Here is an 18,093-nt window from a genome sequence, read left to right as displayed (position 1 = left end):
TTTGGGCCTATAATCAGTTACCTTTAATGACGGTCAAAGTAAAATATATTCGGCCACAATAAACGGATACCCTTTAAAAAGATGACAAAAAATATTCGATTTTCAAATTTGGATAGAAAAAAAACAATTGCCAAACTAAGGGAGGAGACCTTTGATCTGGTGGTTATTGGTGGCGGTATTACAGGGGGTGGAATTGCCTTGGATGCTGCATCCAGAGGTTTGAAGGTGGCCTTGGTGGAAAAAAATGATTTTGCGTCTGGAACCAGTAGCAAATCAACGAAATTGATCCATGGTGGACTGAGATATCTAAAACAATTTGATTTCTGGCTGGTAAAGGAAGTGGGTTCGGAAAGGGCCATAGTACATAATTTGGCGCCACATTTAGTGTTGCCGGAGAAAATGTTGTTGCCGTTGATAGAAAATGGGTCTTATGGCAAATGGCTTACTTCCATAGGGTTAAAGGTTTATGATATTTTGGCCCAGGTGGCAGGAGATGATAAACGTAAAATGTTGGAGAAGAAAGAGGCTCTTAAATTGGAACCTTTGCTGCCCAAAAAGATATTGAAAGGAGCAGGATATTATGCAGAGTACAGGACAGATGATGCCAGGCTCACTATGGAGACTATAAAGACCAGTCTGCAATATGGCGCCATGCCTATCAACTATACTATGGTAACCGATTTTATTTACGAAGAGGATATGGTTGCTGGGGTCATAGTAAAGGATATGGTCTTGGATACCAACTTCCATATAAAGTCCAAATATGTAATAAGCGCTGCAGGACCTTGGGTAGATGAACTTAGGGGCATCAACAATTCCAAAAAAGGAAAGCGATTGCACTTAACGAAAGGGGTACATTTGGTTTTCCCTTTTGAAAAATTACCTATAAAGCAATCCGTTTATTTTGATATTCCGGATGGGCGCATGATGTTTGCGATTCCAAGGGGCAAGATTACGTATGTTGGAACTACGGACACAAATTTTAATGAGAATAAGGATAGCGTTAAAACGGATGTGGCCGATGCTATTTATTTAATATCTGCCGTAAATAATATGTTTCCCAAGATTAATTTGGAAATGGAAGATATAATCTCCTCATGGGCAGGATTGCGCCCGCTTATACACGAAGAAGGTAAGTCTGCCTCTGAATTATCGCGAAAAGATGAAATTTTCACTTCAGATACCGGCCTCATAAGTATTGCAGGTGGAAAGCTAACGGGCTATCGTAAAATGGCAGAACGCGTAGTAAACAGAGTAGCCAAAAAAATGGAGGAGGATTATGGAATTAGTGTAAAAAATTCTGATACTGAGCATATTCCCTTATGTGGAAACGATTTTAAAAAGTATAAATACGTAAAGAAATATATTACTGAAATCCATGAAAGATTGACCCCTGAGGGATTTTCGAAATATGAAGCCTGGTATTTGGTAACCAATTATGGAAAGCAAACCGAAACAATATTGCAGTACTATGCAAAACAGAAGGAAGATGATCACGTGTTGGGCATGGCAAAGGCCGAGTTAAAATTTACTATTGAAAATGAAATGGTACAAACTCCCATGGATTTTTTTATACGTAGAACTGGAAGATTGTACTTCGATATAGATAGTGTAAGAAAATTGATGGAACCCATCTTGGCCGAGTTCAAAACTATTTACAAATTGGATGATGGGATTATCGGCTCCTATCGGAAAACCCTGAAAGAAGAAATAGAAGAGCATTCCAATTTTTCACTGGACCGAATTTAAGGATAGTGGCAAAAGTGGTGTTGTGAGGCCCCAAGGAGTTAAACCTTAGGGTTAATCCAGCTTTTCTGTCAGCTCCTTAAAGACTTTTTTTGGATTTTTATTTTCATAAAGTACTTCGTAAACGGCATTTAGAATTGGAGTTTTTGATTTCTTCTTGTGTTTTGAAACAATAAGATGGGCACTATTGGTGGCATAATATCCCTCCGCTACCATTTTCATTTCCATCATAGCGCTTTTTACAGTATAACCTTTACCGATCATATTCCCAAACATACGGTTACGACTAAAAACAGAGTAGCCGGTTACCAGAAGGTCTCCTAAATAGGCTGAATCGTTGATGTTGCGCTTCATTTTATGTACCCGTTTTATAAACCGTTTCATCTCTCTTATGGAATTGCTCATCAATACGCTTTGAAAGTTGTCGCCATAGCCCAAACCATGTGCAATACCGGCAGCAATGGCATAAATATTCTTTAGCATAGCCGCATATTCCGTCCCGATAATATCGTCTGATATTTTGGTTTTTATATAGTCGCTACTAAGGTGTTTGGCCACTATTTTGGCTTTTTCGGTGTCCGCACAGGCTATGGTTAAATAGGACAATCGTTCCAATGCTACTTCCTCGGCATGGCATGGTCCTGTAATGACCCCAATATTTTCAAAGGGAACTTTATAGTTGACGTGAAAATGTTCCCCGACTATCAAACTGGATTCCGGTACAATACCTTTAATGGCCGAAAAAATGATTTTATTCTTTATATCTACGGTCAATTGTTTCAATTCGTTCTCTAAAAAAGCGGAGGGAATTGCAAAAATAAGGATATCGGCATCAGCAACAGCCACGTTGATATTGTCCGTCAGGTTTAATTGTTCTGTATTAAACTCTACCGAACTTAGGTAATTGGGGTTGTGTTTCTGTGTTCTAATGTGTTCTATAGCATCCGTATTTCTCATGTACCAATTAACCACATCGGCATTCTCTGTCAACATTTTTACAATGGCAGTTGCCCAGCTACCCCCTCCCAACATGGCAAATTTCATTTTGTTTTTCATCTATTTAAAATTTCTTGTTGTACGGCCAATACCCAATGTTTAGGATATTGGCTTTAAAAAACGTCAATGGCCAATAAATTGTCCAATATCAATTTAGAAGAGCACATTGTTTAATAAAATCCATGGCAATGTAGGACTGTTTTTTGGAGATTCAAAACAAGAATTATATACCAACGGTAATAGGTTTTGACCTAATCATGAAGCCATATTTTTCACTGTAAAGGTGTTGTTTATCTATAATGGCAGGTAATGAATTAATTATCAGTAGTTTATAGTGTTTGTATTTACATGAATTAGTAATCTCTGAACCATAGGATATGAGAGTTGTTAAATTGCTAATGGCGGGATATATATTAACAATGAGGTGGACGGCTAATTGAGCTTGGAAGTATTCATTGTGGACAAGATCACTATTGAGTTATATGATTCCGATAGGCAAACCTCATATTTTTGGAGGGATATGAATGAAATAACTTTGATTATGACATGGTATCTTAGGACAATATTGAAGACTTGCTGTAGGGATATGAAGTTTGGGAAAAGATTACAAAGAGTGGGGAGGGAGTGGTAAACCATTTCGCTTCCGAAAATTACCTGCAGTTCTAATATGATGGTAACATATCTATCTTTAATTCCTCGGTAGACCCCAGTGGGATGCATTTCAACGATGTTTTATGGGATAATTGGGGGAAATATTCCCTATTTGATGTTTATAACGATGAAACGCTCAAACTTTAACACTGGATTAGGACTTCACGGGCAATGATTACTTTGAATTGTACGTTATTAATGATAGTAGCACAGAGTTGTATCATTGCAAAAGTGGAACGTTTTACAGGTTTGGGGTAAGGGATTTATTATCTATTTGAAATCTGTTAAACTGCAATGGGACCGGAAGAGAGTAAAAACCGAATACGGCTCCGTGAAGTTGGTCAATAAAAGAAAGTTGTAATTATTGCCGTAAGGTTTTGCGGTATCAATATAAAGAAGTTTTTGGTTGGTTATTTAGTTAAAGACCGTCTTGGAGTAATTACCTAAGGCGGTTTTTTAATTACCTTCATTATATTATTTTCAAAGAGGGATATGTCATTTCCTGCATATTGCCCAAGATTATTCCATTTCAATGAGTTCCATAGATCCATTGTATATCTAAGCCTAATAGATATAGGGGATGGATGTTGCACAGTATATCAATATGTCCCTTAATAATTTGGGTGTCAGCAATTAATATTGCGCGTATTGGAATAATTTGGGGACGAAACTATTGGTTCTTTTAAGCGGGTATTTTGTTGTAAATGTCACATTTAGGCATAACATGATCCTTAAAACAAGAAAATCCACTACTTTTGCCCCCTCAAAAACAAAGACGTGAAGAAGTATTTAAATCTATTCGATTTTAAACAAAAAGTAGATTATAAGACCGAGATATTATCAGGCTTAACAGTTGCCCTAGCTTTGGTTCCTGAAGCAATAGCCTTTGCCTTGATCCCAGGGTTTTCACCCTTAACAGGATTATATGCGGCCTTCGTATTGGCCTTGGTGACTTCTATTTTAGGAGGTAGGCCGGGAATGATTTCCGGTGCTACAGGGGCAGTGGCCGTTATATTTATTGGGTTAATTTTGGAATTGAAGAATACGTTTCCCGGGATTAGTCCGGAAACTATTTTAAATTATGTATTTGCCACCGTTATTATTGCCGGGCTTTTACAAATAATGGCAGGAGTTTTACGGTTGGGGAAATTCATACGCTTGGTACCCCACCCTGTAATGTTTGGATTTGTAAATGGCTTGGCCATTATTATTTTTATGGCCCAGTTCCCTAATTTCTATGTGAAGGGCACCACGGATCTGTTGTCGGGTCCGGCATTTTGGACTATGTTGGGGTTAACGCTTTTAACTATGTTTATCATTTGGGGCCTGCCTAAATTAACCAAAGCGGTTCCTTCTTCCTTATTGGCCATTGTAGTGGTGTCGGCAATAGTTTTGGGTTTTGGAATAGACACACTTACAGTGGCAGATACCATGGCCGAAGGGCAGAGTATTAGTGGGGGCTTTCCACCTTTGTCCATTCCAAACATCCCTTTAACGCTGGAAACATTTAAAATAATCTTTCCTTTTGCGGCCATTGTCGCAGGGGTTGGATTAATAGAGAGTTTACTTACCTTAAATATAATAGATGAAATTACCGATACTCGAGGTAGTGGAAATAAAGAATGTATAGCACAGGGAACAGCTAATATTTTCTCGGGATTCCTATCAGGGATGGGCGGTTGTGCCATGATCGGACAAAGTTTGATCAATACTTCGGCTGGTGCCAGGGCCCGATTATCGGGAATAACCGCTGCCGTAATGTTGTTGGTATTTATAATGTTCGGTTCCAATTTAATAGAACAGTTACCGATGGCCGCTTTGGTTGGACTTATGTTCATGGTGGCAATTGGTACATTTGAATGGGCCAGTTTTAAGACGTTTAGAAAAATGCCTTCTTCCGATGTGGTTGTTATGGTTTTGGTTACATTAATAACGGCCATTACCCATAATTTGGCCGTTGCCGTTTTGTTTGGGGTAGTTATTTCTGCCTTGGCCTATTCATGGGAAAATGCCAAGCGTATTAGGGCCAGAAAGACTGTCGATGAAAATGGGGTAAAACATTATGAAATATACGGACCATTGTTTTTTGGGTCTACTACGGCTTTTGCTGAAAAGTTTGATATACAGAACGATCCCAAGGAAGTGATTATCGACTTTAAGGAAAGTAGGGTTGCAGATATGTCGGGAATTGAGGCACTAAACAAATTAACGGAACGCTACGCCAAGGTGGGTAAAAAAGTGCATCTAAAGCATTTAAGTCGCGACTGTATAAGGTTATTGGAGAATGCCGACGAAATTATAGATGTAAATGTAATCGAGGACCCAACCTATAAAGTGGTTGTAGATAAGGTTTAGTATTAAGGTATTTACAAATAATAAAAAAGGAAAAGCGTTTGAATCAACCCTAAAGTTGCTTCAAACGCTTTTTTGTATTTGTTGTTGGGATACTATAAAGTTCTTAAATACTCGGCCACCGCACGGGCGTCATCTTCTGAAAGATTCTGGTTTAGCATAACCGCATTGTTGTATTCCTTTAGCAAGGCCTTCGCTATTGGATCTTCCTTAAGCATACCATCTGGGTTCAGGATCATGTTCATAACCCATTCCGGGCTTCTTCTTTCAAAAACACCTTTTAATGCCGGCCCAATTAAACGTTGCTCTGCCATATGGCAAGCCACACAAATGGTACTGAATGTTTTTTGTCCTTTGGCAGCCAGCTCGGTATCTATTTCATCCGCAAAGGTTACAGATTCAATAGGGCCAACGCCTTTATTGTTCATGTCTACCGGCACACCTTCGCTTACAGGTTCCGCTTTCACTTCTTTTTTGGTACGGTTCATTTCAAAACCTTCCTTCTTTTCTTCTTTTTTTTCGCCACAGCTAACAATCAAAGCAACTAGGGCCAAAGGCATAAATAATTTTCTCATCGTTTTTTTAAATTATTGCACTAAGATAGCAAATAGATTATTTTATTAAAGTTCTTCAACGAATTTTAATGCCCTTTTTTCAGTATAGGTAATATTTTTCTCGTCATAAAAGCCTACATGGCCCCCGTACAATGGCTGTTCAAATTGTACGTAACTATTTTCCCCAGCTTCTTTGGATGGATAACATTGTTCCCCTAAAAAGGAATCATTTTGTGCATTTATTATTAGGGTGGGGGTTTTAATGGCATGGATGAATTGTTGGGAGCTGGATTTCTGGTAATAATCCAAGGCATCCCTAAATCCATGGGCCCGGCTGGTATAAATGTCATCAAAATCCTTTAGGGTTTTTATCTTTGAAATTTCCAAATTACTTATCTTCTCTGGAAAAAGATCCTGTTTTGTCCGCAGTTTTGCTATTAGATGTTTCTTAAATCGTGTGGCGTACAATGTGTTCTTAGGTTTTAGAAGTTCCAAGAGTGAACTGTATAAGTTGCATGGAACCGATACTGCGACCGCTCCCTTAATTTCTTTAGGAACCGACCTGTCTTCTCCCAAATATTTTAGGGTCATATTACCGCCTAGGCTAAATCCCTTTATGTAGATATTGGTATATTTTTTTTCGGTGAGCAGGTGGTTAATTACGGCTGCCAAATCTTCCGTGGCCCCGGAATGATAAGATCGGTAAAGTCTATTGGGTTCACCACTGCACCCTCTATAATTTACGGCACAGGCGTCAATGCCATGGATGTTGAACTGTTTTGCACTGCCTGTTATATATGGTCTTTGGGCATTGCCTTCCAGCCCGTGTAAAAGGACTACCACTGAGGTGGTAGGGTGGGTGGCATAACTCCAATCCAAATCCAAAAAATCCCCATCGTTCAGCTCTATACGTTCCCTTGTTTGGTCCAGTCCATCCACCTTTCTAATCAATCCGGCATAGATAGTTGAGAAATGTCCATTTTTAAAGGGGAATGGAGGATTGTATCTTGAAGGTATTAAGGACATTGGGAATTTTCTAAAGGGGTTGTAGCATTAAAAGCATTTGGCAGCAAGATAAGCTTATCCTATAATTTTTCAAAGATCGGTTGCCTCTGTGTAAAAGGAGGGGAACATAGGTATTTTATTTTTTTTGGAATATGGCATAAAATTGTTGAAAATTTTAGTTAATTAGTGCTAGAGGCAAATTAAATATAATGATTTGTTAATCATTATGGTGTTGTTTCAACATATTTTTATATTTTCGTTAACGTTAACGAAAATTAATTTTTAAATGTTATGATCAATAGAAAATTAACCAAGTCAATCTTGGTATTACTGCTTCATTTTGCTATTTGCAACTCTTTTGCCCAAGAAGGATGGGAATCACTTTTAAATGGTAAGGATTTTTCCAATTTTGAACAATTGAACGGAAACGCAAAGTATAAAATTGAAAAAGGGGAAATGATCGGAACCTCTAGGCTGAATACCCCCAATAGTTTTATGGCCACTAAAAAGGCCTATGGCGATTTTATTTTGGAATTTGATGTATTTGTTGAAAATGGACTTAATTCCGGAGTTCAATTTCGAAGCTTGAGCCTTCCCGAGTATATGGATGGTAGGGTGCATGGATATCAATGTGAAATTGAAACCAGTGATAGAAAATGGGCCGGTGGAATATATGATGAGGCAAGAAGGGGATGGTTATATCCTTTGTCCAGAAATACCAAAGGACAAAATGCTTTTAAACCTGGGGAATGGAACCATTATAGAATTGAGGCCATAGGCAATAATATTAGAACTTGGATAAACGGGATACAATGTGCCAATCTGGTAGATGATGCTACGGCAAAAGGATTTATTGCTTTTCAGGTTCATTCCATACACGACCCTAGTTTGGAAGGCAAAATAGTGAAATGGAAGAATATTAGAATAAAAACATCCGACTTGGAAAAGGAACGGAGGCCGGTGGCGTTATATGCCCCCGAAATAAGTTATTTGCAAAATCGGTTGACCCCAAATGAAGTTAGGAAAGGCTGGCGATTATTGTGGGATGGAGCCACTTCTGAAGGTTGGCGCGGTGCCAAACTAAGTGCGTTTCCAGATAAAGGTTGGATTATGGAAGACGGTGTACTAAGTGTTCTGTCGTCCGGAGGTGCGGAATCTAGAAATGGTGGGGATATTGTGACAACGGAGGCTTTTAGCAATTTTGAATTAAGTATAGACTTTAAATTGACCAAAGGGGCCAATAGCGGCATTAAATATTTTGTTGATCCCAATCTTAACATGGGTGAAGGTTCTGCCATTGGTCTGGAGTTTCAGGTGTTGGACGATAAGGAACATCCGGATGCCAAAAAAGGAAAAAATGGCAATAGGACCGTGGGGTCCCTATACGATCTGATCCGCGCGGAAAATTTTGAAAATTCAAGGGGCAAGAACTTTAATGGGGTAGGTAAATGGAACAATGCCCGGATTGTTGTTAAGGGTGGACATGTTGAACATTGGCTCAATAATGTAAAGGTGGTGGAATACGACCGGTTTAGCCAGATGTTTAAGGCATTGGTGGAAAAAAGTAAGTATGAAAAATGGGAAAACTTTGGAACGATCCCATCAGGGAGGATCCTATTGCAGGATCACGGGGACCATGTTTCCTTTAGAAGTATAAAAATTCGTGAGTTTTAAAATAGGTTCAATTCAAAACACTAAGATTATGGGTGAAGGACGTAGAAATTTTATTAAAAAAACAGCATTGGCCTCAGGGGGAATAGCTTTGGGGGTCAACTCTATGAGTGCTAAAAGTTACAGTAAGATCATTGGAGCCAATGACCGTGTAAGAGTAGGGATTGCGGGATTTTCCAATAGGGCCAAAGGGGCCTTGATTCCGGCATTTTTGGGGCATCACAAAAAACAGAATTTTGAAATTGTGGGGGTTTCCGATATTTGGAACCGAAGAAGGGATGAAGGAGCGGCCTTCCTGAAGGAGAAAACTGGGGAAAAGATGAAGGTTTGGAGAAACCATGATGAAATGTATGATGAAAATAAAATTGATGCCGTTATAATTTCCACGCCAGATTTTCAACATGCCCTGCATACCGTGCAAGCGGCCAATGCCAAAAAGGATGTTTATGTAGAAAAACCCTTTGCCGAAACAATGGATGATGCAAGGGTTGGTAAAAAGGCGGTCCAGGATTCCGGAATTGTGTTTCAAATTGGTTCGCAAAGACGAAGTGGAAAGAATTACCACGCAGCCAACGATTATATTAAGTCCGGTAAATTTGGAGATATCGTAATGGTTGAAATGAGTTGGAATGTTAATCAACCGGACAGATGGCGCTTGCCAGAATTGACCGGTCAAATTAAGGAATCGGATACCGATTGGAAGCGTTATTTAATGAACAGGCCTTATGAGCCATGGGATCCCCGAAAGTACTTGGAGTATAGATTGTTTTGGCCATTTTCTTCCGGAATCCCCGGACAGTGGATGTCCCACCAGATTGATACCGTACATTGGTTTACGGGACTGAACCATCCAAGAAGTGTTGCTGCCAATGGAGGAATCTATCTTTGGAAAGATGGAAGAAAGAATTACGATACCATGACAGCTGTATTCGATTATGGCCCATTGGATGACCTTTCCAAAGGTTTCCAGGTAGTATATTCTTCCAGGTTTACCAATTCTGCAGGGGGTATCAAGGAAATTTATTATTCCAATGGAGGGGAATTAAACCTAGACACCAATAAAGTAAGCCCCAATGGTGGGTTAAAAGCTTCCCATGCCAATAAAATGGGTATGCAGGAAAATCAATTGTCAGAATTTGATCTATCGGACAGTGCCGTTCAGGTGGTTACCTCTGCCGATACCGGTGCCGATAATATGACCTCAATGCATATGTTGAATTGGATGGAATGCGTGAGGAGCAGAAAGGAAACAAATGGTCCAATAGATGCAGCCTACAATCATTCCATTGCCAATATAATGACCACCGCAGCCCTTAGGACGGGATTAAAATCCACTTTCGATGAGAAGGCTCAAGATGTTTTGGCGGGGGATAAGGTTTTCACGTATTAATTTTAAAATCGATAATGATATGAATAAAATAAATTTCAGTTATATACTCATTCTTATGGTGATTTCCTCCTGTAAGGATAAGGTGGAAAAGGGGAATGTTGCAGAACCTTCGCCAAAGATGGATCAGGTTACCTTTGTAAAGGACGAAAAGAACAAAAAGGTAGATGTGTTAATAGATGGAGATTTGTTTACCAGTTATGTCTACGATGGTAAAACCCCCAAACCCGTGCTTTATCCGGTAATTACTAAAAGTGGTAATAAAATAACCAGGGGATTTCCCATAGAACCTGTAAAGGGGGAAAGGGTGGATCATCCTCACCATGTTGGGATATGGTTTAATTATGGAGACGTAAACGGCTTGGATTTTTGGAACAATTCCTATGCCATAAAGGCGGAGGATAAACATAAATACGGAACCATAAACCATCGGCAAATTGTAGAAGCCAATGCGGAAAAGGGCACCCTAATTGCCAAGGCTAGTTGGGATACATCGGACAATAAAAATCTATTGGAGGAAACAACGGAATTTGCCTTTAGCCAAGATGGGAATACTAGGAAAATTGTAAGAACCACTACCTTAAAAGCCTTGGAAGATGTATCCTTTAAGGATAATAAAGAAGGAATGATCGCTATTCGGGTAACAAGGGGGCTGGAGCTTCCTTCCGATAAACCATCTATATTTATGGATGCCAACGGGATACCTACCGAAGTCGAGGCCTTGAACAATGAGGGTGTTAATGGGAATTATTTAACCAGTGAAGGAAAGACTGGTGAGGAAGCCTGGGGAACCCGGGCCAAATGGACTACTCTATACGGTAAGGTAGATGAGGAGCCCGTTTCGGTGACCATAATGGATCATCCAAATAATGTTGGTTATCCTACCTATTGGCATGCCCGTGGTTACGGACTTTTTGCAGCTAATCCATTGGGACAAGAGGTGTTTTCGGAAGGAAAGGAAAAATTGAATTTCACTTTGGCCAAAGGGGAGTCCGTAACCTTCAAATATTCCATCCTGGTTCACAACGGAGACCAATTGACACCAGATTCACTGAACGGATATTTTTCCGATTTTAGCGAAAATTAATACAGCGGCTATGAAACATGCTATGGTTTTATTACTTTTTCTAACTTTTGGCACAAGTGGAATGTCCCAGGTTTTGGATAGGACAACCATGTACACCTTGTTTGATGGAAAAACATTGGAGTCTTGGAAAATACCGGATGGAGGGGAATGGACAGTAAAAAAGGGTAAAATAATAGCCAAGAATAATCCTGGTAAAAAAGGTTCCATACTTTGGACCAATGAAAGTTATAATGACTTTGTGGTACAGTTGGATTTTAAAATGATAAAGGGGAACATAGATTCTGGCATATTTATGCGGGGAGAGGATAAAAACAACCCACAGATCCAAATTGGAGTATCGGGCTCCCTTAAAAGGGATATGACCGGATCGCCTTACGTACCTGGTGCCGGTTATCCCGTGGAAGCGAAGAATATAAACAGATTACTCCGTTTAAAGGGGTGGAATACTATCAGGGCCCGTGCAGTGAACAATAAATACACCGTTTGGCTAAATGGAGAGGAAGTAATGAACTATACTTTGGATAATGCCAATTTGCAAGGCCCGATCGGAATCCAATTGCATCCGGGGAGGGAAATGGAAATACATTTTAAAAAAGTAGTTATAGGCAAGCTTTAAACGGAATCAAGTTGTAATTTTAGCACCTTTTTGTAATGCCCTTACAATGTTAATCTAAGGAAGCTGGTCTATGGACAATACTATTGGAATCAAACAAATTGCCAGACTTGCCAATGTCTCCATTGGTACGGTAGATAGGGTGTTGCATAATAGGCCTGGGGTGTCCAAAGCCACAAGGGACAAGATAAAGACTATCATCAAAGAGACCGGATATAAAAAGAACACGGTGGCCAGTCGCCTTAATTTGGCAGGACGGAAGAAATTGAAAATAGCCGTGCTTATACCGGAGGTTTCCAGTAATTGGAGTTATTGGGAACTTCCTAAAAAAGGTATCGAGAAGGCTGTGGAGGAATTAAGTGAGATGGGCATTGTTGTTTCCTATTACTATTTTACAGATCCCTTCTCCTTTATAGAAATGGGCGATGTTGTTTTGAATAAAAAATATGATGCCTTGGTGACGGTCCCATTTTTTATGGTGGAATGTAACAATCTTTTAAGTAAGGCCAAGGCCGAAAAAATGCCAGTGGTCTTTATGGATACAGAGATCAAATTGGACTATCCTTCTTATTTTATTCGCCAGAATTCACATAATGCCGGAAAGGTTGCCGGAAGGCTTTTACACGGGTTGGTAGGAACCGAAGGGCTCTATTCTGTTATCAATATAGTAACGGAAAGGGGATTACATGCCAATAATCAACAAAGGGAAAATGGCTTTAGGGAATTCTTTGCAACGAATTTCAAGGGTAAGCCAATCTCCATCATGACCATTAATCACCCAATAGATAGGCCTTTTGAAATTAATCCTGAAATAGAAGAATGGTTTAAGGATCCCAGACGAAAGGGAATTTTTGTTACCAATGCAAGATCTTATTTAATTCCAGGGATACTGAAAACCTATAACGTTTCCAATGTCTCAGTGGTGGGGTTTGATCTACACCATGATAATCTTGAATGTCTAAAAAAGCAGGAAATTAACTTCCTTATCAATCAAAAGCCGGAATATCAAGGTTATACCGCTATTAAGGGCATGTTCAAGTATCTTACGGAACAGGACCCCTCAGATTTAAATATGGATGTCCCTGTAGAAATAATTGTACAGGAAAATTGCGAGTCTTTTTAAGTTCCAAGTTGGGAATAGGATTCAATTATTGCAATCCCACCTGCCCCCACTTCCATTAAAAAAAGGCCTCCATTAAATTTGGAGGCCTCTAAACAAACTAAAATTAATTAACTAAAAATTATTGTGGATAGCCTGGGTTTTGGGGATAACCTCCCAAAGTCCGGTCTATTTGTTCCTGTGGAATGGGCCTTAACACATGGTAATCCTGAATATTGGGCGCCGCAGTAGGATTATATAACCTAGTGCGCTCTACCAATTTTCCGGTTCTGGTCAAATCCCACCAGCGCCATCCTTCACCTATTAATTCACGTGCACGCTCGTCTAAAATAAAATCTATATCAACATCACCAGCAGTAATTTCAATTGTGGCCTCTTGTCCGGGAACTGCCGATCTTATCCGTACAACATTAATGTCATCGGCGGCACCGGGAGCATTATTTTGCTTTAACCTTGCTTCGGCACGCAATAAGTAGGCATCGGCCAAGCGCATTAAAATAAAATCGCGTTGCCCTTGTTCTTTCTGGCGATCGGGTCTAGTAGGGTCGATCCATTTGTTCATGGAAGGGAACAAACGTTCTGAATATTCGTCGTTTGTTATAGTAATATAGGGCTTCGTGTCCTGTCTAGATTGTGGCCAATCGATGTCTTTTCCAGGGCCAGGAATAAAAATAGCAGTATCGCCAATGGCCAATGCCGCCCTTGCCGGTTCACCATTCTCCGGGTTTGCCGGTGTGGCAGGTTCATTTTTATTGGCATACCATACATGTTTAAATGATTTATCGTAACGCGTATCTATATCCCTATCCCATAAACCTAGTGTAAAATCGGTAGGTCTAAATCTTTTCCAAGGTCTTCCATTCTCCGTATCTCGGGTCATTCCACGACGTACATCGTATTCCTGTAGGAAATAAAGGTGCCCTCTATGTCCGTAGGGGTCAATTCCACTATCAACTTGTGACTTTGCATTAGTAACAACAAAGACCATTTCACTGTTTTCTTGGTTGTTAATATCCCATAAATCAGCAAAATCGTCCAAAAGTGAAAAACCATAATTGTTGATTACATTACTGAACAATGTTTCGGATCTTGAAGCGTCACTTCCGTCAGCAAATGATTTGTAGCTGCGGGTTAATAGCACTTTACCCAATAAAAACTCTGCCGCAGCCTTTGTGGCACGACCATAATCGGATTGCGAGTTAGGTAAGGTGGCTATAGCAAACTCGAGATCAGGAATGATGGCCTGGTTATAAATTTCTGCCTGAGGAGTTTTATTCGCTTCCACTTCTATCCCTTCTGTTTCCTCTAGACTAAGATGTGCATCCCCATAAGTGGTCACAATATTAAAGTAATAAAGAGCCCTTAGGAAACGCACCTCCGCTATACGCGAAGTTTTTTCCGCTTCATCCATTTCTATTCCGGCCGAACGGTTGATAACGCCATTGGCTTGGTTGATACCTCTGTACCAAGTGGCCCAGGCATCTCGTACCATTGAAGATGATGCGTTCAAACTGGTGTCATAGAAATTAAAAAATTTATGGCTACCATCCGCCCCATTATTATAAGTATCCGTTCCGAAGACTGTCATTGTAAAGCCAATTTCCTGTCCATAAAAAGGTTTTAAGAGTGAATAAGTGGCATTCACGGCATCCTGAAAACCTTTTTCAGTTGTGTAATATGAAGCAGCCGAAACGTCTGTCACAAGCTCTTCTTCCAAAGATTTATCGCATGAATTGATTATGAACCCCAAGGTCAAAAACCAAATACAATATATTTTTCTTTTCATAATATTTTCAATTATCATTTTAATCTGATTTTTAAACTCCTTAAAACTTAGCACTCAAGCTCAATGAATACATTTTATTGCTTGGTACTATACCAGACCCCAAAGAGCCTGCATCTTCGGAAACTTCAGGGTCAAAAGTATCATAATTGGTAATGAACCACAGATTTTGACCGGCTATTGAAAGTTTTAGTTCTTCCATACCCAGTTTGTCAACAAATGAATCTGGAAGTTTATAACTCAAAGACACGTTTCTTAATTTAATAAAACTGCCATCAAAATATCGCAACGTAGATCCGTTTCTAGGACTCTCTTGATTTTCGTTGGGCCTAGGATTGGCATTGGTAGGATTATCTATGGTCCAGTAATCAACATCAAGGTTGTTGTATCTGGCAAACAAAGAGTTATTGCCCCCATGGAAGTCGGATTGTATGGTTTGTCCTTGTCGGAAGTAAAAGAAAACACCCAATTCCAAACCTTTATAAGAGAATTTGTTGGTTAAACCACCATAATAATCAGGTGTGTCCGTTCCCAGTACCTTACGATCCTCTGGGGTAATAAGTCCATCCCCATCCAAATCATTAAGTCGAATCTCTCCGGGCACCTTTTGTTCCTGGGAAGTAGCCAAGGCCACTTCGTCCGCTTGGTAAATACCTATTTTTTCATAGTCATAGAAAACTTTGATCGGCTGACCAATAAACCAATTGTTACCAATATCATCTATTGGATTGCCATTTTCGTCTTTTAAGGCCAGTTCAACAATCTCCTCTGTATAACCTGCTATGTTGAAATCTATTTTCCATGAAAATGCGTTTGGGTTGTCAAAAATTTTGGTACTGATGGCAAATTCAAGTCCTTTAGTACGTGTGGCACCAATATTCTGCAAAATACTACTGTATCCCGATGTAAATGGGAGACTTCTATCTAGCAGGATGTCTACCGTATTGGTCTTAAACCAATCGATTGCACCATTGACACGACCATTGAATAAACCATAATCAACACCAATGTCCAAGGTTTTGGAAACTTCCCAGCCCAAATCTGGATTTGGAATTTCAGAAAGTGCCCTTCCAAGAGCATTGTCTTCGCCCCAAGCATAAACCGATGGGGCCAACCTACCTGCAGTTTGATAGGGCGCAACAGACGTATTGCCCACTTCTCCATAGGATGCCCTCAACATTAACTGTGAGACAGACGATTCTTTCAAGAAAGCCTCTTCGGATAATCTCCAACCTAGGGAAGCCCCTGGAAAATAATTCCATTTGTTTCCTTCGGCCAATCTTGACGAGCCATCGGCCCTTAAGGAGGCTTGGAACAAATATTTGCCCGCAATATCATAATTTATTCTACCCATAAATGAGTTCAATGTCCATTCTGTCAATCTAGATTGAGCTAGGCTATTGTCTGCAGAACCTAAATTATAAAAGGATTGCGACTCATATGGAATCCCTGTCACCGATGCAAGGGAATATTCGGTTTTGGAACTCTGGGTACTTTGTAGAGCAAGGTTACCTTCAAATTATGTTTATCGGCAATAGCCTTATCGTAGGTCAATAAGTTTTCAATGGTATATGCAAAGTTATCGGAATGTTCTATAGATGCATCACCTGGGCCACCACGGTTGTCATTGGTTAAACTACCTCTAAATTGACCTCTTCTGCCCAATCGGATATCAGGACCGAACAAAGTTCTCCACTGAAGACCTTCGGCAATATCTATATCTAAAAAAATGGGCGCAAAAATACGGGTCCACTTTCTTTCATCAATATAAGCTCCGTCTACCAGCTCGTTTAGCGGATTTGTTCGAATTCCATCATTGGTAGGTAAAAATAATAGCTCACCATCAACATCATAGGGAACTCCTAACGGATTATTCGCCAATGCTTCACCAATAGTTGCATTAGATCCCCAATTTTGTACGGAATTGGAAACCATAAAAGAGGCCCCTATTTTAAAAGTTTTGTTGATACGATGATCAATATTTAGCCTACCGGTAAATCTTTCATAGTCTTGATTTTTGATTATTCCTTGTTCTTTAAAATAACCTATGGAAGAATTAAAGGTTGTATTTTCAGATCCCCCACTCACTCCTAACTGATGGTTGGTCTGGTATCCATTGCCTACCACTAAATCTAGGTAATCCGTTGAACGGCCCAAAGCCAAAGATTCTAGTTCTACAGGGTCAAAAAATACGGCGGCATCATCAGGTATCGTACCGTTCCATGAAGAACGTCTGGCCTCTCTCTTAAGAGCTGCATACTCTGCGCCGTTCATCATATCTACCAATTGTGCTGCGGATGTTAACCCGACTTGGCTACTGTATCGTACTTGGGTCTTTCCGACTTTACCACGGTTCGTGGTAACCAAAACCACCCCATTGGCTCCACGAGATCCGTAAACAGCCGTTGCTGCTGCATCTTTTAATATTTGCATGGATGCAATGTCCTGTGGATTGATATCGGACATGGATTCCGAACCGTCAATTAGTGGAATTCCATCCACCACATACAGTGGGTCATTTGATGCAGTAATAGAACGTCTTCCCCTAATCCGCACGGTTGAGGTTTGTCCCGGTCTTCCACCCGAAGCTTGGATGTCTACCCCGGAAATTTGCCCTTTAACGGCATCTATACTGCTCGAAGTCTGGACAATACCTAGTTGTTCGGCATCTACAGATGCAATGGCGGCAGTAACCTCTCCCTTCTTTTGAGTACCGTAACCCACAACGACCACTTCGTCCAATAAGCTGGAATCGATTTCAAGGGAAGCGTTAACGGTAGTTTTGCCGTTTACGGCAATTTCTTTTGGTGTAAAACCAACATAACTGAATACCAATACACCATTTGAGGCAACATTTATTGTGTAATTGCCATCGAAATCTGCTACGGTACCTGTTGTAGTTCCCTTTACAACAATACTGGCACCTGGTAAGGGCACACCGGAATCATCGGTCACGGTACCACTTACCTGCTGTTGTACAGTTAAGCCGGAATCCGCTTTGGCATGGGATGCGGTGAACATCCCCAGGCAGGACACCAAGCATAGTTGCAGGAAGATTTTCTTCCAAACAGGAACACCCTGAGGTGAATGAATTGCTTCATTAAATTGTTTTTTCATAATTAGAGTTT

General features: G+C 40.1%; 13 protein-coding genes. 7 read left to right on the top strand and 6 right to left on the bottom strand.

The window, feature by feature from the left end:
- Positions 1-81 precede the first annotated feature (81 nt).
- Complete coding sequence (locus tag QSE00_RS14410) at positions 82-1,749, top strand: glycerol-3-phosphate dehydrogenase/oxidase (RefSeq protein WP_110354409.1); 1,668 nt, start codon at positions 82-84, stop codon at positions 1,747-1,749.
- A 51-nt stretch (positions 1,750-1,800) separates the two neighbouring features.
- On the opposite strand, the gene QSE00_RS14405 is transcribed toward QSE00_RS14410, so the two are convergent.
- Positions 1,801-2,802 (bottom strand): NAD(P)H-dependent glycerol-3-phosphate dehydrogenase, encoded by a 1,002-nt coding sequence (locus tag QSE00_RS14405; protein ID WP_110354410.1) that lies wholly within the window; start codon positions 2,800-2,802, stop codon positions 1,801-1,803.
- Between the two features lie 1,368 nt (positions 2,803-4,170).
- Here QSE00_RS14405 and QSE00_RS14400 point away from each other — a divergent pair.
- On the top strand, positions 4,171-5,748 hold the full coding sequence (locus QSE00_RS14400) for a SulP family inorganic anion transporter (RefSeq protein WP_110354411.1): 1,578 nt from the start codon (positions 4,171-4,173) through the stop codon (positions 5,746-5,748).
- Between the two features lie 92 nt (positions 5,749-5,840).
- Here QSE00_RS14400 and QSE00_RS14395 read toward each other — a convergent pair whose 3' ends face one another.
- Positions 5,841-6,320: a c-type cytochrome gene (locus tag QSE00_RS14395; protein ID WP_110354412.1), complete on the bottom strand. Its 480-nt coding sequence runs from the start codon at positions 6,318-6,320 to the stop codon at positions 5,841-5,843.
- A gap of 45 nt (positions 6,321-6,365) precedes the next feature.
- A complete protein-coding gene (locus QSE00_RS14390) occupies positions 6,366-7,325 on the bottom strand; it encodes a YheT family hydrolase (protein WP_286106476.1) in 960 nt (319 codons plus the stop codon).
- A 270-nt stretch (positions 7,326-7,595) separates the two neighbouring features.
- Between QSE00_RS14390 and QSE00_RS14385 the strand changes: the two genes are divergently transcribed.
- From QSE00_RS14385 to QSE00_RS14365, 5 genes are all read left to right on the top strand, one after another.
- Positions 7,596-8,978, top strand: a complete 1,383-nt coding sequence (locus tag QSE00_RS14385) for a 3-keto-disaccharide hydrolase (protein ID WP_110354414.1) — start codon at positions 7,596-7,598, stop codon at positions 8,976-8,978.
- A 28-nt stretch (positions 8,979-9,006) separates the two neighbouring features.
- Entirely contained in the window at positions 9,007-10,365 is a 1,359-nt protein-coding gene (locus tag QSE00_RS14380) for a Gfo/Idh/MocA family protein (RefSeq protein ID WP_110354783.1), read from the top strand.
- 19 nt (positions 10,366-10,384) lie between these two features.
- Positions 10,385-11,449: a DUF6807 domain-containing protein gene (locus QSE00_RS14375; protein WP_286106475.1), complete on the top strand. Its 1,065-nt coding sequence runs from the start codon at positions 10,385-10,387 to the stop codon at positions 11,447-11,449.
- 10 nt (positions 11,450-11,459) lie between these two features.
- Positions 11,460-12,065 carry a 3-keto-disaccharide hydrolase gene (locus QSE00_RS14370; protein ID WP_286106474.1) on the top strand — a complete coding sequence of 202 codons (606 nt, stop codon included), beginning with the start codon at positions 11,460-11,462 and terminating at the stop codon, positions 12,063-12,065.
- A gap of 70 nt (positions 12,066-12,135) precedes the next feature.
- Complete coding sequence (locus tag QSE00_RS14365; protein ID WP_110354416.1) at positions 12,136-13,185, top strand: LacI family DNA-binding transcriptional regulator; 1,050 nt, start codon at positions 12,136-12,138, stop codon at positions 13,183-13,185.
- 118 nt (positions 13,186-13,303) lie between these two features.
- Here QSE00_RS14365 and QSE00_RS14360 read toward each other — a convergent pair whose 3' ends face one another.
- From QSE00_RS14360 to QSE00_RS14350, 3 genes are read right to left on the bottom strand one after another with little or no spacing between them, the layout of a single operon-like run.
- A complete protein-coding gene (locus tag QSE00_RS14360; protein ID WP_286106473.1) occupies positions 13,304-14,968 on the bottom strand; it encodes a RagB/SusD family nutrient uptake outer membrane protein in 1,665 nt (554 codons plus the stop codon).
- Between the two features lie 40 nt (positions 14,969-15,008).
- Complete coding sequence (locus QSE00_RS14355; RefSeq protein ID WP_286106472.1) at positions 15,009-16,421, bottom strand: SusC/RagA family TonB-linked outer membrane protein; 1,413 nt, start codon at positions 16,419-16,421, stop codon at positions 15,009-15,011.
- Positions 16,418-18,082: a SusC/RagA family TonB-linked outer membrane protein gene (locus QSE00_RS14350; RefSeq protein ID WP_286106471.1), complete on the bottom strand. Its 1,665-nt coding sequence runs from the start codon at positions 18,080-18,082 to the stop codon at positions 16,418-16,420. The genes QSE00_RS14355 and QSE00_RS14350 overlap by 4 nt, the downstream gene beginning before the upstream one ends.
- Positions 18,083-18,093 lie beyond the last annotated feature (11 nt).

This window comes from Arenibacter flavimaris, assembly GCF_030291335.1.
Lineage (GTDB): Bacteria > Bacteroidota > Bacteroidia > Flavobacteriales > Flavobacteriaceae > Arenibacter.
Note: the sequence above shows the minus strand (reverse complement) of the source record. Positions and strands in the feature narration are given on the sequence as shown.

What these genes read in the sequence shown, in the direction of transcription:
- QSE00_RS14380 (WP_110354783.1), top strand. Translation starts at nt 9,007, where the DNA reads ATGGGTGAAGGACGTAGAAATTTTATTAAAAAAACAGCATTGGCCTCA.
- QSE00_RS14390 (WP_286106476.1), bottom strand. Translation starts at nt 7,325, where the DNA reads ATGTCCTTAATACCTTCAAGATACAATCCTCCATTCCCCTTTAAAAAT.
- QSE00_RS14350 (WP_286106471.1), bottom strand. Translation starts at nt 18,082, where the DNA reads ATGAAAAAACAATTTAATGAAGCAATTCATTCACCTCAGGGTGTTCCT.
- QSE00_RS14365 (WP_110354416.1), top strand. Translation starts at nt 12,136, where the DNA reads ATGGACAATACTATTGGAATCAAACAAATTGCCAGACTTGCCAATGTC.
- QSE00_RS14360 (WP_286106473.1), bottom strand. Translation starts at nt 14,968, where the DNA reads ATGAAAAGAAAAATATATTGTATTTGGTTTTTGACCTTGGGGTTCATA.
- QSE00_RS14370 (WP_286106474.1), top strand. Translation starts at nt 11,460, where the DNA reads ATGAAACATGCTATGGTTTTATTACTTTTTCTAACTTTTGGCACAAGT.
- QSE00_RS14375 (WP_286106475.1), top strand. Translation starts at nt 10,385, where the DNA reads ATGAATAAAATAAATTTCAGTTATATACTCATTCTTATGGTGATTTCC.
- QSE00_RS14405 (WP_110354410.1), bottom strand. Translation starts at nt 2,802, where the DNA reads ATGAAAAACAAAATGAAATTTGCCATGTTGGGAGGGGGTAGCTGGGCA.
- QSE00_RS14395 (WP_110354412.1), bottom strand. Translation starts at nt 6,320, where the DNA reads ATGAGAAAATTATTTATGCCTTTGGCCCTAGTTGCTTTGATTGTTAGC.
- QSE00_RS14410 (WP_110354409.1), top strand. Translation starts at nt 82, where the DNA reads ATGACAAAAAATATTCGATTTTCAAATTTGGATAGAAAAAAAACAATT.
- QSE00_RS14385 (WP_110354414.1), top strand. Translation starts at nt 7,596, where the DNA reads ATGATCAATAGAAAATTAACCAAGTCAATCTTGGTATTACTGCTTCAT.